Origin of the sequence: Mesorhizobium liriopis (assembly GCF_024053505.1) — a bacterium.
Lineage (GTDB): Bacteria > Pseudomonadota > Alphaproteobacteria > Rhizobiales > Rhizobiaceae > Mesorhizobium_B > Mesorhizobium_B liriopis.
In genome coordinates this window covers 141,724-155,462 of sequence record NZ_JAMXQS010000004.1, presented here as the reverse complement: position 1 = coordinate 155,462, position 13,739 = coordinate 141,724, and the positions used below count along the sequence as shown (strand labels likewise).

The following is a 13,739-nucleotide window of genomic DNA, read 5'->3' as shown; positions in this document are numbered from 1 at the left end:
TGGTCCTCACTTGGATGCGTCGAGTGAGGACGTAGGAACTGCCCGCGCGCTTGGCAAGCAATTCCACGAGCGCCTTGCCTTGACCGCCCGGAAGCGCTTCGCCATGGTCCGCCGCGCTTCGCCCGAGGACCTTGCCTTTGCTTCTCCCACTTTCGCTGCCAGCGCTCGCGCTGCCTTTCCCGAACATCAGCCCGATCGCCTTCCAGATCGGACCGATCGCGGTGCACTGGTATGGGCTGGGCTATGTCGTCGGTATCCTGTTCGGCTGGTGGTACGGGCGCCGTCTCGTCACCAATCCCCGCCTGTGGAACGACGGCGTGCCGCCCATGAAGCCGGAGGATTTGGACGACTTCATCGTCTGGGCGGCGCTCGGCATCGTGCTGGGCGGCCGGCTCGGCTACGTCCTGTTCTACAATCTGCCGATGTATGCCGCGAACCCGCTCGAAGCCTTTGCGATCTGGGATGGCGGCATGTCGTTCCACGGCGGCATGCTGGGCGCCATCATCGCGATGGTCTGGTTCGCCCGCTCGCGCGACATCCTGCCCTGGTCGATGCTCGACGTGGTGTCCGCCGGCACCCCTATAGGCCTGGGCCTCGTACGATGCGCGAACTTCATCAATTCCGAACTATGGGGCCGCATCTCGGACGTGCCATGGGCGATGCAGTTTCCGACGGGCGGGCCGTTCACGCGTCATCCGAGCCAACTCTATGAGGCGCTTCTGGAAGGTCTCGTGCTGTTCTGCGTGCTGCGCTTTCTTTCCCACTCGCGACTGAAACTGAAGACCCCGCGCTATATCGGCGCGGTCTTCATCATGGGGTATGGTTTGAGCCGCATTCTCGTAGAGTTCTTCCGCGAGCCTGATGCGCAGCTCGGCTACCTCTTCGGCGGCTGGCTGACCATGGGCATGGTGCTGTCGGTCCCGATGGTGCTGATCGGCCTGTGGGGCGTCTGGTCTGCCAAGCCCGTGACCTTCACTCCGCGCCCCGCGCAGGAGCCGGCGTGAATGCGCTCGAAGCGCGCATTCGTGCGCGCATCTTCACCGATGGGCCGATGAGCATCGCCGAGTACATGGCGCTCTGCTTGCTCGATCCGGAGCACGGCTACTACACGACGCGTGAGCCCTTCGGCGCCGGCGGTGACTTCACGACCGCGCCGGAAGTCAGTCAGATGTTCGGCGAACTGATCGCCGTCTGGCTGCGCAACGCGCTGGAAGCCGCCGGCCATCACGAACCGCTTCCGCTGGTCGAGATCGGCCCCGGGCGCGGCACGCTGATGAAGGACATATTGCGCACGCTGCACCGCCTCGATCCGGCGCGGACACAACGAATGCCGGTCTTCCTGATCGAGGCCAGCCCTCGCCTGCGTGCGATCCAACGCGCGACGCTCGGCAACGCACGGATCACGTGGCTCGACGATCTGGCAGCGCTGCCCTCTGAGCCGCTTCTCGTCGTCGCCAACGAGTTTTTCGACGCGTTGCCCATCCGCCAATATGTGAAGACGGGCGGCAGGTGGCAGGAGCGGCTGGTCGGGATAGACAATCAGGACCGCCTCGCGTTTATCGCAGGCCCCGGCACGATTGACGCAGCCATTCTTCCGGCGGGCGCGGACGAGAAACCGGAAGGCACCATCTTCGAATTCGCGCCGGCCCGTGAGGCCGCGATGGATCGTCTCGCCGTTCATTTTGCCGAGCATCGCGGCATCGGGCTTTTCATCGACTACGGCCATATCGCGCCTGGATTTGGCGACACGCTCCAAGCTGTCCGCGCGCACCAGTTCGCCGATGTCTTCGCTGAGCCGGGGCAGGCCGATCTCACCAGCCATGTCGATTTCGCCGCTCTTGCCGCCGTCGCTCACGCACATGGACTCCAATCCTGGACCGCGACCCAAGGTGAGTTCCTGCTCAGCCTCGGCCTGCTCGAGCGGGCCGGGAGCCTCGGCGCTCAGGCGGACAAGGCCGGCCGAGAGCGCATTCGCTCGGAGGTCGAGCGGTTGGCGGCACCCGCTGAAATGGGCGATCTCTTCAAGGTGCTCGTCGTGGCCTCGCCAAGCCTCTTGCCATCCCGCCCCTCACCCGGCGGCAATTGACAAGACTTCACCCGCTGGCCCACTTTGCCGCCGCCGTGCCCGGTTCGGGATACGCAAGGGACAACAAGCGAAAGCCGCCTATGCCGACATCCGCGACACCGGAACCCATCCGGTCGCCCCTTCTCGATTCGCTGCCCGGTATCCGCCACGGCTATTTCACCCGCCAAGGCGGCGTGTCGGGTGGCATATACGAGAGCCTCAACATTGGCGTCGGCTCGGATGACGATAAAGCGAAGGTTTCCGAGAACCGTATTCGCGTCGCCACCAGCATGGGTGTGTCGCCCGAAAAGCTGCTGACGCCCTATCAGATCCATTCGCCTGACGTCGTCACGGTTTCCACGCCCTTCACCGGCGAGAAGCCGCGCGCCGACGCCATCGTGACGAACCGTCCGGGCCTTGCCATCGGCATCTCCACCGCCGATTGCGGCCCGATCCTTTTTGCCGATGCGACTGCCGGCGTGATCGGGGCCGCCCATGCCGGCTGGAAGGGTGCCACGGGCGGGGTGATCGAGAATACGATCGCAGCTATGGCGGAGCTTGGCGCGCGAAGAGATCGCATCGTAGCGGTGCTCGGTCCCTCGATCAGCCAGCGGAACTATGAGGTCGGGCCGGAATTCGCCGAGAGGCTTCTGGACTTGGATGCCGCCAATGCGCGCTATCTAGTCCCTTCCGAAAATGAGGGACACGCCATGTTCGATCTCAACAATTATACGGTCGATCGCCTCCAAGCCGCAGGCGTGGCGCAGGCCGAAATGCTCGACCGCTGCACTTATGCGGAAGGAGACCTCTTCTTCTCCTACCGCCGCACCACCCATCGCGGCGAACCCGATTACGGCAGGCAGGTCTCTGCCATCGTGCTGGAGGACAAATAATGGCGCTCCATTTCGACCGCGCGGAATTCGACGCAAGGCGCGACCGCCTGATGACGGTGATGAGCGAAAAGAAGCTCGACGCCATCCTGCTCTTCGCACAGGAAAGCATGTACTGGCTGACCGGCTACGACACGTTCGGCTTCTGCTTCTTCCAGTGCCTCGTGGTGAAGTCCGACGGCACCATGGTGCTGCTGACCCGTTCGGCAGACTTGCGGCAGGCCAAGCACACCTCGACCATCGACAACATCACGCTCTGGACCGATCGCGACAGCGCCAACCCGGCGCTCGACCTGCGCAACCTGCTCAACGACCTCGACCTGCTCGGCGCCCGCATCGGCGTGGAATACGACACGCACGGTTTGACCGCGTGGAACGGGAGGCGGCTCGACGAGCAGCTGCTGTCCTTCGGGGAGGTGTCGGACGCATCCGGCATCGTCGGCCGCCTGCGCCTCATCAAGAGCCCGGCGGAGATCGAGAAGGCACGGCGCGCGGCAGAACTCGCGGATGACGCGCTCGATGCCGCACTCCCTCTCATCAAGCCCGGCGGCGACGAAGGCGAAATCCTCGCCGCCATGCAGGGCGCGGTCTTTCGCGGCGGCGGAGACTATCCGGCCAATCCTTATATCATCGGCTCAGGCAGCGATGCGCTTCTTTGCCGGACCAAGGCCGGACGTCGTCAGTTGAGCGAGAACGACCAGCTCACGCTCGAATGGGCTGGCGTCTTCCATAACTACCATGCGGCCATGATGCGGACCGTCGTCATCGGCGAACCGCGCGACCGGCATCTGGAACTGTTCGAGGCAGCACAAGCCGCCCTCCTCGCGGTCGAGGAAGCCATGGTACCGGGCAGGACCTTCGGCGACGTCTTCGACGCCCATGCCAAGACCATGGAGGCCAAGGGCCTTACGCGCCACCGTCTCAACGCCTGCGGCTATTCGCAAGGCGCGCGCTTCGCGCCCTCCTGGATGGATATGCCGATGTTCTACAGCGGCAATCCCGAGCCCATCGCGCCGAACATGACCTTGTTCGCGCATATGATCATCATGGATTCGGAATCCGACACGGCGATGACCTTGGGCCGCACCTATCTGACCACGGACGGAGCGCCACAGTCGCTGTCACGGCATGGGCTGGATCTGATCATCCGGTAAGCGTTGAGGTGAGGGAAAGGTTGGTCCACGAACCGTGGCTCAACCACCTCACCCGCCTTTACCCTTTTTTCTCGAACCGCCGCTAACACGCGCTAAGCCCTTGCATTAGCCGGGCGCATGGTTAGAGCGTGCACGCGTTCGATTCCCCAGGCATTCCCAGGTCCCGTTTCGATGAAGCTTTTCGCCGGCAACTCCAATAGGGTCCTGGCCGAAGCGGTCGCCCGCTACCTTTCGATTCCGCTCGGGCGCGCATCCGTGCGCCGCTTCGCCGACCAGGAAATCTTCGTCGAGATCCAGGAGAACGTGCGCGGGCAGGACGTGTTCGTGCTGCAATCGACATCGTATCCGGCCAACGATCACCTGATGGAACTGCTCATCATGATCGATGCCTTCCGCCGCTCCTCGGCCAAGCGCATCACGGCGGTGGTTCCCTATTTCGGCTATGCCCGCCAGGACCGCCGCGCCTCGGGCCGCACGCCGATCTCGGCCAAGCTCGTCGCCAACCTCATCACCCAGGCGGGCGCCGACCGCGTCCTGACGCTCGACCTCCACGCCGGGCAGATCCAGGGCTTCTTCGATATTCCCACCGACAACCTCTTCGCCGTGCCGGTGATGTCGCGTGACGTCAAGGCGCGCAATGACACGTCCAACATCATGGTCGTCTCGCCAGATGTGGGCGGCGTGGTGCGCGCCCGTGCGCTCGCCAAGCGCATCGATGCCCAGCTCGCCATCGTCGACAAGCGGCGCGAGCGCCCGGGTGAATCCGAAGTCATGAACATCATCGGCGACGTATCGGGCAAGGACTGCCTGCTGTTCGACGACATCGTGGATTCGGGCGGCACGCTGGTGAACGCCGCCGATGCGCTTCTGAAGAACGGCGCCGCGAGCGTCACTGCCTATATCACCCATGGCGTGCTTTCCGGCACGGCCGTGTCGCGCATCACGGGCTCCAAGCTGAAGGAACTGGTGATCACCGACTCGATCCAGCCTGCCGCTGCCGTCGAGGCGGCGGCCAATATCCGCGTCGTGTCGATCGCCGACCTTATCGGCGAAGCCATCACGCGCACCGCAAGCGAAGAGTCGGTCTCGAGCCTCTTCGACTGAACCTCTGCCTATTTGCCTTGCGGAACAGCCACCTGTCCGCTATAGGCCCCTCACCTCTCGCAGACACCCTTGGAGGCAGCGAGAGGCACGAAGCCGCAGATCATGCGGCTTTCGTTGTTTCAGCCCCTTGGGCTGGAATCTCCAGCAACACGCGAAAGGAAATGCCATGAGCGAAACTTACGAGCTCAAGGCCGAGGCGCGCGATCGGGTCGGTAAGGGGTCCGCCCGTGCAATGCGCCGCAATGGCCAGGTGCCCGCCGTCATTTACGGCGAAAAGCAAGCCCCGATCTCGATCACCCTGCCTTACAAGGACATCTTCTACAAGATCCATGGCGGCGGCTTCATGACCACGGTCGCGACCATCGATGTCGGCGGCCAGAAGATCCGTGTCCTCCCCAAGGACTACCAGCTTGACCCCGTGAGCGACGCGCCGGTTCACGTCGACTTCCTGCGCATCGGCCGCAACTCGGAAGTGAACGTGCAGGTGCCCGTGCACTTCATCAACGAAGATGAGGCGCCCGGCATCAAGCGCGGCGGCGTTCTCAACATCGTGCGCCACGAAGTCGAACTGCACTGCCAGGCCGACAAGATCCCGGACAGCCTGACTTTCGACCTCACCGGTCTCGAGATCGGCGATTCGATCCACATCTCGGCCATCGCGCTGCCGGAAGGCACGCGTCCGGTCATCACCGACCGCGACTTCACCGTTGCCACCATTGCCGCTTCGTCGGCGATGAAGGCCGAGACGGCCGAAGAAACCGCGCCGGCTGAAGAGCGTGCCGAGGCTGAGGCCGAAGCAACTGCCGCCGAGGGCGAAGGCGAGACGGAAGAGAACAAGGAGTAATCCTTTTCTCAGGAGGCAGGAATGCTCGTCTGGGCAGGCCTCGGCAATCCTGGCCGGCAACATGCCGGCCAGCGCCACAATATCGGCTTCATGGCGGTGGACCGCATCGCGTCCCGCCATGGCTTCGCGCCGTGGAGCAAGAAATTCTCGGCCGAGATCGCCGAGGGCCGCATCGGCGGCCAGAAGATCCTTCTTCTCAAGCCGCAGAGCTTCATGAACCTGTCCGGCCAGCCGGTCGGCGAAGCCTTGCGCTTCTTCAAGCTCGAAACCTCAGCCCTGACCGTCTTCTACGACGAACTCGACCTCGCGCCCGGCAAGGTCCGCGTGAAGCGCGGCGGCGGGGCTGGCGGCCATAACGGGATTCGTTCGATCGACGGCCATTGCGGGCAGGACTACCGCCGCGTGCGCCTCGGCATCGGCCATCCGGGCTCCAAGCATCTGGTGACGCCGCATGTGCTGGGCGACTTCGCAAAGGCCGAAGCCGAATGGCTCGACCCGTTGCTGGACGCGCTGGCTGATGCAGCCCCATTGCTCGCATCCGGTGATGAAGCAGGCTTCATGAACAAGGTGAGCGTGCTGACGGGCCAAGGCGACAAACCTGCACCTGCGCCGAAGCCGGCAAAGGCGCAAAGCCACATCCGGCAGGCGCGACAGCAACCGGCGCCCAAGCTGCCGGAGACCGGGCCGATGGCGGCCATGCTGCGGAAGCTGATGGGCAAGGAGTGAAGCTGAGTGAGGTGAAAGCCTCTACTTCGGCGTGGAACCCAGCGGAGAGGCTACCCCCACCCCTTACCCCTCCCCACAAGGAGGATGGGAACGCGAACGTCGTCACCCACCTTCAAACCGGACACCAAGCATCGAGGGTGAATACGACGATGATGCCCTCCCTCCCCCTTGTGGGGAGGGATACAGGGTGGGGGGTGCGCCTCAGAACTTGTCGCCGATCAGTTCATCGTCCCTACGCTGAACTCCCACCAACACTTGACGACCCTCGACCCCATCCCCCATAGCCTCGCGCAAATCTCCTTTTCCGTTCAAGGTTTCCACTTATGGGTTTCAGATGTGGCATCGTCGGTTTGCCGAATGTCGGCAAATCGACGCTTTTCAACGCCCTGACGCGTACGGCCGCAGCGCAGGCCGCGAACTATCCGTTCTGCACCATCGAGCCGAACACCGGTGAGGTCGCCGTGCCCGACAAGCGGCTCGACCAGATCGCGGGCATCGCCAAGTCGAAGGAGATCGTGCCGACGCGCATTTCCTTCGTGGACATTGCCGGCCTCGTGCGCGGCGCATCCAAGGGTGAGGGTCTCGGCAACCAGTTCCTCGCCAATATCCGGGAGGTCGATGCCGTCGTCCACGTGCTGCGCTGCTTCGAGGATGACGACATCACCCATGTCGAAGGCCGCATCGATCCGGTGGCGGATGCAGAAACGGTCGAAACGGAATTGATGCTGTCCGACCTCGAAAGCCTCGAGCGCCGCCTTCTTCAGACGCGCAAGCGGGCCGCCTCGAAGGACAAGGAGTCGATGGCGGTACTTCCCGTCATGGAACAGGCGACCACCCTGTTGCAGGACGGCAAGCCTGTGCGCGTCATGCTGAAGGACATCGCACCCGAGGATCTGGTGATCCTCAAGGGTCTGAACCTGCTCACCTCGAAGCCCGTCCTCTATGTCTGCAACGTCGCCGAAGGCGATGCGGCGACCGGCAACGAGCATACCAAGGCCGTGGAGGCCATGGCCGCCGAGCAAGGTGCGCGGACGGTCGTCATCTCGGCCGCCATCGAGGCCGAAGTGGCGCAGCTGCCGGATGCCGATGCACGCGAGTTCCTGTCCGATCTCGGCCTCGAAGAGCCCGGCCTCGACCGCCTGATCCGCGAAGGCTACGGCCTCCTGAACCTCATCACTTATTTCACCGCGGGCCCCAAGGAGACGCGTGCCTGGACGGTGCGCAAGGGCGCCAAGGCGCCGGAAGCGGCGGGCGTCATCCATACGGATTTCGAGCGTGGCTTCATCCGCGCCCAGACCATCGCCTTCAAGGATTTCGTGGAACTCGGCGGCGAAGTGGCCGCGCGCGATGCCGGCAAGGCGCGCGACGAAGGCAAGGAATATGTGGTGCAGGACGGCGACGTGATGCTGTTCAAGTTCAACGTCTGAGGCCGGGCGATGGACAAGAGCTGGGCCTATGAGGACTTCACCGTCGGGAACGAGATTTCTCTCGGCACCCGGACGGTGAGCGCGGACGAGATCGTCGCCTTCGCGTCCGAGTTCGACGCCCAGCCCATGCATCTGAGCGAGGAAGCGGGCCGCGCGAGCTTGCTCGGTGGCCTTGCCGCCTCCGGCTGGCACACCTGCGCCATGTTCATGCGCATGATGTGCGACGCGTTCCTCATCGACTCCACCTCGCAAGGCGCGCCCGGCATCGATTTCGTGCGCTGGAAGCGGCCGGTGCTGGCGGGCGACGTTCTTTCCGGCAAGACCACCGTGCTCGACAAGCGGCTGTCCAAGTCGCGCCCCGGCTTGGGGCTGGTGACGCTGGCGCATGAGATCAGCAATGCACGCGGCGATGTCGTGGTCGAGCTTCAGAACACCGGCATGTTCGCCACGCGGGAGCGGCCATGACGCTCGATCAGTATCTCAGCCTCGGCGAAACGATCCCGCTCGGCACCCACACTTTCGACGTGGGCTCGATCAAGGAATTCGCCGCGAAGTGGGACCCGCAGCCCTTTCATCTCGATGAGGAACTGGCCCGCCACTCCGTCTTCGGGGCGCTCTGTGCGTCCGGCTGGCATACGGCCTCGGTCTGGATGAAGCTCAACCTCGCCCAGCAGGATAAGGCAACGGCGCAAGCTTGGGACGGCCCCGGCCCGCGTCCGGAATTCGGGCCCTCCCCCGGTTTCCAGAACCTGCGCTGGCCCAAGCCGGTCTTCGCAGGCGAGACGGTAAGCTATTCGCGAAAGGTCACCGCGCACCGGCGCATGGCTTCGCGGCCGGGCTGGCGGATCGTGACGACGCTGGCCGAGGCATATGACAGCACGGGCGACAAGGTGCTGGAATTCGAGAGCGCGGTGTTGCTGCGGGCCTAGCGGGTTGTCGCCAAGGGTTTGCTCTGTTCTCGTTGAAGGGGATTTCACTTTGCCTCGGCAACGTCCGGATGCGCGCCATCGTCGCCGCGCTCGGTGTGCCGAGGCGGATCGGGTTTGGGTTGATTTCAGGAGACGGCGCGTGACGCCCGGCCTGCGGAACTTCAAATGTTTGGGTGGCCTCCGCCACGCGCCGTTTCGGTGTTCTTGCCCTAGGTCCACAGAACGCGCGCTACCACGTTCCTCACTTGGGGCCCGGACTTAGGGGCTCATCACCCAGCTGCGCTACGTTGGCGCGACCAATCCGGCACCGTCCGCTCCTCAGGATCGCCGTCGCGACCTGGCTCCCGATGAAGCGGTAAGCGAAATCTACGCGAAGCGAAGAAGGCGTGGACGAAGAAAAGCGGTGAACCCCGGAGCGCAAGGGTTTGCGTGGCGAGGCCTGAGTTTTTATTCATCACCGTGCCGGTGCGATTTCGGCGATGGCGCGCAGCCGTCTTGCGGCCGGGAGCGCGGCGGCGGCCACGAAACCGAGGCTGTCCGAGCAAGGTGGAAGCCGGCTTGTCCCCACACCGCCGCAAACCGAGGAATCGAGGATCTGCCCGGTTTAAAAAGAACTGGACAGCCCCTAGTGGCCGTCAAACGCAATCAGCGTCCTGACATCCACCCCCAGCGCTTCCAACCGCTTTCGGCCGCCCAGATCCGGCAGATCGATCACGAAGCACGCCGCGACGATGTCGGCGCCCATCTGCTGCAGGAGCTTGGCGGCGGCCTCTGCCGTGCCGCCCGTCGCGATCAGATCGTCCACGAGGATCACCTTGTCGCCCGGCGCGATGGCATCCCTGTGCATTTCCATCTCGTCGATGCCGTATTCCAGGCTGTAGGCGATGCGCACCGTGTCGTGCGGGAGCTTGCCCTTCTTGCGGATCGGCACGAAGCCGGCGGAGAGCTGATGTGCGACCGCGCCGCCCAGAATGAAACCGCGCGCCTCGATGCCCGCGACCTTGTCCACCTTCGAGCCCGCATAAGGCTGTACCAGGGCGTCGACTGCACGGCGGAAGGCGCGGGCGTCGCCGAGCAGCGTGGTGATGTCGCGAAACAGGATGCCCGGCTTGGGATAATCCACGATGGTGCGGATGCTGGCCGCGAGAGTGCTTTCGTTGAAGGCGGACATGAGCGGAACTCTCGTGCTTTGGTCAGGTGAAGCCCAAATGGCCTCCCCAACAATGCAAAGGGCGCCCAAAAGGCGCCCTTCGGAATCGGACTGATCTGCTTCTTACCTCAGTGCGGCACGTCCGCCCAGATGCGGCGCTTGGTAGCCCAGACGAGGCCGGTCATCACGAGCAGGAACAGGATCACGCGGAAGCCCATGCGCTTGCGGTCATCCATATGCGGTTCGGCGGCCCACATTAGGAAGGCGGAAACGTCACGCGAATACTGGTCCACGGTGCCGGGCGAGCCGTCGTCGTAGGTCACCTGCCCGTCGCTCAGCGGCTTGGGCATGGCGAGCGACTTGCCCGCAATGAAATACGGATTGTAGTGCGTGCCTTCCGCGATCTCCATGCCTTGCGGCGGCGTCTGGTCGTAGCCGGTCAGAAGCGCATGGATATAGTCCGGGCCCATCTCGGCATATTGCGTGAAGATGTCGAACACGAAGTTCGGGAAGCCACGCTCAACCGCGCGCGCCTTGGCGATCAGCGAAAGATCGGGCGGAGCGGCACCGTTGTTGGACGCGGCCGCTGCTTCCGGGTTGGCATAGGGCGACGGGAAGTAGTCGGACGGAATCGCCTTGCGGGTGAACATGTCGCCATCCGCATTCGGCCCATCCTGCACCTCGTATTCGGCGGCGATGGTCTTCACCTGCCCTTCCGAATAGCCGAGCCCTTCCAGGGCGCGGAACGGGACATAGTTCATCGAGTGGCAGGCCGAGCAGACCTCGCGGTAAACCTTGAAGCCCCGCTGCAGCTGGGCCTTGTCATAGGTTCCGAAGGGGCCTGCGAAGCTCCAGCTTTCATATTCGGGCTTGTGGATCGGGAAATGCGTCGGCTCAGCCTCGCTGTGCTCGGCTTCCTGAGCGACGGCGCCGCTCAGCCCCATCGCCAATCCGACGACCGCCAGGCTGGCCATCATCTTGTTCATGCGCATTCCCCCAGACACCATGCGTCTTCCCAGCACTCCCACGGCTCAGCCCTTATGCTCGGGCGCGGCAGCGGCACCCTGCGGCAGGGCAGCGCCATGGCCACCATGCTTGGCGAGCACCGCTTCGGTGATCGAACCGGGCAGCTTGCGCGGCGTTTCGAACAGGCCGAGCAGCGGCATGATCACGAGAAAGAACGCGAAGTAGTAGAGCGTCGAAAGCTGCGACATGATCACGTAGGCGCCTTCAGCCGGACGCGAGCCGAGCCAGCCGAGGAAGATCGCGTTTATCGCGAAGAGCCAGAAGAACAGCTTGTACCAGGGACGGTAGGCCGCCGAGCGCACGCGCGACGTGTCGAGCCACGGCACGAAGAACAGCACCGCGATGGCACCGAACATCGCCAGCACGCCGCCCAGCTTGGAGTCGATCGGCCCGATATTGAAGGTGATGGCGCGCAGGATCGCATAGAACGGCAGGTAGTACCATTCGGGCACGATATGGGCCGGCGTCTTGAGCGGGTTAGCGATCGTATAGTTGTCGGGATGGCCGAGATAGTTCGGCAGGTAGAAGACGAAATAGGAGAACAGGATCAGGAACACGATCATGCCCAGCGCGTCCTTGACGGTCGCGTAAGGCGTGAAAGCGACCGTGTCGGTCTTCGACTTGACCTCGATACCGGTCGGGTTCGTCTGGCCCACCACATGCAGCGCCCAGATATGAAGCACGACGACGCCCGCGATCATGAAGGGCAAGAGGTAGTGCAGTGCGAAGAAGCGGTTGAGCGTCGGATTGTCCACGGCGAAGCCGCCGAGCAGCAGCTGCTGCACCCACTCGCCGACCAGCGGAATGGCGGTGAAAAAGCCGGTGATGACGGTGGCGCCCCAGAAGCTCATCTGGCCCCAAGGCAGCACGTAGCCCATGAAGCCGGTCGCCATCATCAGGAGGTAGATGATGCAGCCGAGGATCCAGAGCAGCTCACGCGGCTGCTTGTAGGAACCGTAATAAAGGCCGCGGGCGATGTGCAGGTAGACGGCGATGAAGAACATCGACGCGCCGTTGGCGTGCAGGTAGCGCAGCAGCCAGCCCGAATTCACGTCGCGCATGACCTTTTCGACCGACTGGAACGCGAAACGCGTATCCGCCGCGTAGTGCATGGCGAGCACCACGCCGGTCAGGATCTGCGCGCCGAGCATCAAGGCCAGGATGCCGCCGAAGGTGTAGGCGTAGTTCAGGTTGCGCGGCACCGGAAAGGACACGAACGAGTCGTGTACGAGGCGCGGCAGCGGCATGCGCGCATCGACCCAGCGGCCGATGCCCGTCTTGGGAGAATAGGTGGAATGGGCGCCCATGGAATCCTCCCTGTTTTAACCGATGCGGATCTTGGTATCGGAGATGAACGAGAACACCGGCACGGCGAGGTTCTGTGGTGCGGGGCCTTTGCGGATGCGGCCTGCCGTGTCGTAGTGCGAACCGTGGCACGGGCAGAACCAGCCGCCGAAATCACCGGACTGGCCGAGCGGCACGCAGCCGAGATGGGTGCAGGAGCCGACCATCACGATCCAGTTCTCCTTGCCCTCGCCCGCCGAACGGTCGATGTCGGTCGCCTGAGCGTCAGCCGGCACATTGGCGTTGCGCGCAACGGGGTCCTTGAGATCGCCGAGCTGCACGGCCTTGGCTTCTTCCACTTCCTTTTCCGTGCGGTTGCGGATGAAGATCGGCTTGCCGCGCCATTTGGCGGTCAGGCTCATGCCGGGCTCGAGGGTGGCGACATCGACCTCGACCGTCGCGAGCGCCAGCGTGGAGGCATCGGGCCGCATCTGGTCGATAAAAGGCCATGCGAGACCAGCCGCGCCGACCGCGCCGACTGCGCCGGTCGCCACATAAAGGAAGTCGCGCCGCGTGGGTTCTGAAACGTCGTGAGTGCTCACGTATTGTCCTCGTCTTGCGCATTCGGAGGTCCATGCCGCGTCTTGCTCCTCCAAGCAGGCATGGCCGAATGCATCAACCGTGGGGCTTTCCTATCGAGCGAGACGGACGTGTCGCGAACGGGTGGGCCCGGCGGTTTGCGGCTTTTTCTAGGCGGCAGAAAGTGCCTTGTCCATAGAGCACCGCGCCCGGCGGGCAGTTTGTCGCGGTGCTTGAAAAAGGTGTCAGACGGCGCCGAGCCGGGCCAGAACGGCGGAGGGAATACCGAGTTCGCGGATCACATCCTGATGCCGTCGAAATCCGCACAACTCACGCTGGATGAAGTAGGCGTAGACGGCCTTGGCCGCCTGTCGCAGAAGCTCGTCGCGCAGGGCCGGCTCCGTGTTCATGGCGAGCCGTGCCAGCGCTTCCTCGGCAAGCCGCCCTGCCCGCCCGAGCGAAGATGCCTTCTCGCCTTGAACCTCATGCTGAAGCGCATCGAACAGCGCATCCTGCGGGTTGGCGCCGGAATAGATCGACGGCGGACGAACACTCATGGCA

15 protein-coding genes are annotated in these 13,739 nt (G+C 63.9%); 10 read left to right on the top strand and 5 right to left on the bottom strand.

Going from position 1 to position 13,739, the window contains the following annotated elements:
* Window positions 1-137 precede the first annotated feature (137 nt).
* From lgt to NGM99_RS08610, 10 genes are all read left to right on the top strand, one after another.
* Window positions 138-1,004, top strand: a complete 867-nt coding sequence (gene lgt / locus NGM99_RS08655; RefSeq protein WP_252818034.1) for a prolipoprotein diacylglyceryl transferase — start codon at window positions 138-140, stop codon at window positions 1,002-1,004.
* Complete coding sequence (locus NGM99_RS08650) at window positions 1,001-2,086, top strand: class I SAM-dependent methyltransferase (RefSeq protein ID WP_252818032.1); 1,086 nt, start codon at window positions 1,001-1,003, stop codon at window positions 2,084-2,086. Before lgt ends, NGM99_RS08650 begins: the two co-directional genes overlap by 4 nt.
* Before the next feature lie 80 nt (window positions 2,087-2,166).
* Window positions 2,167-2,958, top strand: coding sequence for a peptidoglycan editing factor PgeF (gene pgeF / locus NGM99_RS08645; RefSeq protein ID WP_252818031.1), 792 nt, complete (start codon window positions 2,167-2,169; stop codon window positions 2,956-2,958).
* Window positions 2,958-4,109, top strand: coding sequence for a M24 family metallopeptidase (locus tag NGM99_RS08640; protein ID WP_252818029.1), 1,152 nt, complete (start codon window positions 2,958-2,960; stop codon window positions 4,107-4,109). The genes pgeF and NGM99_RS08640 overlap by 1 nt, the downstream gene beginning before the upstream one ends.
* A gap of 171 nt (window positions 4,110-4,280) precedes the next feature.
* On the top strand, window positions 4,281-5,213 hold the full coding sequence (locus NGM99_RS08635; RefSeq protein WP_252818027.1) for a ribose-phosphate pyrophosphokinase: 933 nt from the start codon (window positions 4,281-4,283) through the stop codon (window positions 5,211-5,213).
* 166 nt (window positions 5,214-5,379) lie between these two features.
* The gene (locus tag NGM99_RS08630; protein WP_252818026.1) at window positions 5,380-6,057 is read left to right on the top strand and encodes a 50S ribosomal protein L25/general stress protein Ctc; all 678 of its coding nucleotides are present in this window, start codon (window positions 5,380-5,382) and stop codon (window positions 6,055-6,057) included.
* A gap of 21 nt (window positions 6,058-6,078) precedes the next feature.
* A complete protein-coding gene (pth, locus tag NGM99_RS08625) occupies window positions 6,079-6,783 on the top strand; it encodes an aminoacyl-tRNA hydrolase (RefSeq protein ID WP_252818024.1) in 705 nt (234 codons plus the stop codon).
* A 323-nt stretch (window positions 6,784-7,106) separates the two neighbouring features.
* Window positions 7,107-8,210: a redox-regulated ATPase YchF gene (ychF, locus tag NGM99_RS08620; RefSeq protein ID WP_252818023.1), complete on the top strand. Its 1,104-nt coding sequence runs from the start codon at window positions 7,107-7,109 to the stop codon at window positions 8,208-8,210.
* A gap of 9 nt (window positions 8,211-8,219) precedes the next feature.
* On the top strand, window positions 8,220-8,675 hold the full coding sequence (locus NGM99_RS08615; RefSeq protein ID WP_252818021.1) for a MaoC family dehydratase: 456 nt from the start codon (window positions 8,220-8,222) through the stop codon (window positions 8,673-8,675).
* Window positions 8,672-9,139: a MaoC family dehydratase gene (locus NGM99_RS08610; RefSeq protein WP_252818020.1), complete on the top strand. Its 468-nt coding sequence runs from the start codon at window positions 8,672-8,674 to the stop codon at window positions 9,137-9,139. The genes NGM99_RS08615 and NGM99_RS08610 overlap by 4 nt, the downstream gene beginning before the upstream one ends.
* A gap of 625 nt (window positions 9,140-9,764) precedes the next feature.
* On the opposite strand, the gene NGM99_RS08605 is transcribed toward NGM99_RS08610, so the two are convergent.
* The 5 genes from NGM99_RS08605 to NGM99_RS08585 all read right to left on the bottom strand — a co-directional run bounded on the left by NGM99_RS08605 (window position 9,765) and on the right by NGM99_RS08585 (window position 13,735).
* Entirely contained in the window at window positions 9,765-10,310 is a 546-nt protein-coding gene (locus NGM99_RS08605; protein WP_252818018.1) for an adenine phosphoribosyltransferase, read from the bottom strand.
* 107 nt (window positions 10,311-10,417) lie between these two features.
* Window positions 10,418-11,275, bottom strand: coding sequence for a cytochrome c1 (locus NGM99_RS08600; protein WP_252818017.1), 858 nt, complete (start codon window positions 11,273-11,275; stop codon window positions 10,418-10,420).
* Between the two features lie 45 nt (window positions 11,276-11,320).
* The gene (locus tag NGM99_RS08595; protein ID WP_252818015.1) at window positions 11,321-12,622 is read right to left on the bottom strand and encodes a cytochrome b; all 1,302 of its coding nucleotides are present in this window, start codon (window positions 12,620-12,622) and stop codon (window positions 11,321-11,323) included.
* Between the two features lie 15 nt (window positions 12,623-12,637).
* Window positions 12,638-13,201, bottom strand: a complete 564-nt coding sequence (petA, locus tag NGM99_RS08590; RefSeq protein WP_252818012.1) for a ubiquinol-cytochrome c reductase iron-sulfur subunit — start codon at window positions 13,199-13,201, stop codon at window positions 12,638-12,640.
* A 222-nt stretch (window positions 13,202-13,423) separates the two neighbouring features.
* Window positions 13,424-13,735, bottom strand: coding sequence for a DUF6665 family protein (locus NGM99_RS08585; RefSeq protein ID WP_252818011.1), 312 nt, complete (start codon window positions 13,733-13,735; stop codon window positions 13,424-13,426).
* Window positions 13,736-13,739 lie beyond the last annotated feature (4 nt).

What these genes read in the sequence shown, in the direction of transcription:
- NGM99_RS08600 (WP_252818017.1), bottom strand. Translation starts at nt 11,275, where the DNA reads ATGAACAAGATGATGGCCAGCCTGGCGGTCGTCGGATTGGCGATGGGG.
- pth (WP_252818024.1), top strand. Translation starts at nt 6,079, where the DNA reads ATGCTCGTCTGGGCAGGCCTCGGCAATCCTGGCCGGCAACATGCCGGC.
- NGM99_RS08630 (WP_252818026.1), top strand. Translation starts at nt 5,380, where the DNA reads ATGAGCGAAACTTACGAGCTCAAGGCCGAGGCGCGCGATCGGGTCGGT.
- NGM99_RS08615 (WP_252818021.1), top strand. Translation starts at nt 8,220, where the DNA reads ATGGACAAGAGCTGGGCCTATGAGGACTTCACCGTCGGGAACGAGATT.
- ychF (WP_252818023.1), top strand. Translation starts at nt 7,107, where the DNA reads ATGGGTTTCAGATGTGGCATCGTCGGTTTGCCGAATGTCGGCAAATCG.
- NGM99_RS08610 (WP_252818020.1), top strand. Translation starts at nt 8,672, where the DNA reads ATGACGCTCGATCAGTATCTCAGCCTCGGCGAAACGATCCCGCTCGGC.
- pgeF (WP_252818031.1), top strand. Translation starts at nt 2,167, where the DNA reads ATGCCGACATCCGCGACACCGGAACCCATCCGGTCGCCCCTTCTCGAT.
- NGM99_RS08595 (WP_252818015.1), bottom strand. Translation starts at nt 12,622, where the DNA reads ATGGGCGCCCATTCCACCTATTCTCCCAAGACGGGCATCGGCCGCTGG.
- NGM99_RS08640 (WP_252818029.1), top strand. Translation starts at nt 2,958, where the DNA reads ATGGCGCTCCATTTCGACCGCGCGGAATTCGACGCAAGGCGCGACCGC.
- NGM99_RS08585 (WP_252818011.1), bottom strand. Translation starts at nt 13,735, where the DNA reads ATGAGTGTTCGTCCGCCGTCGATCTATTCCGGCGCCAACCCGCAGGAT.
- NGM99_RS08605 (WP_252818018.1), bottom strand. Translation starts at nt 10,310, where the DNA reads ATGTCCGCCTTCAACGAAAGCACTCTCGCGGCCAGCATCCGCACCATC.
- NGM99_RS08635 (WP_252818027.1), top strand. Translation starts at nt 4,281, where the DNA reads ATGAAGCTTTTCGCCGGCAACTCCAATAGGGTCCTGGCCGAAGCGGTC.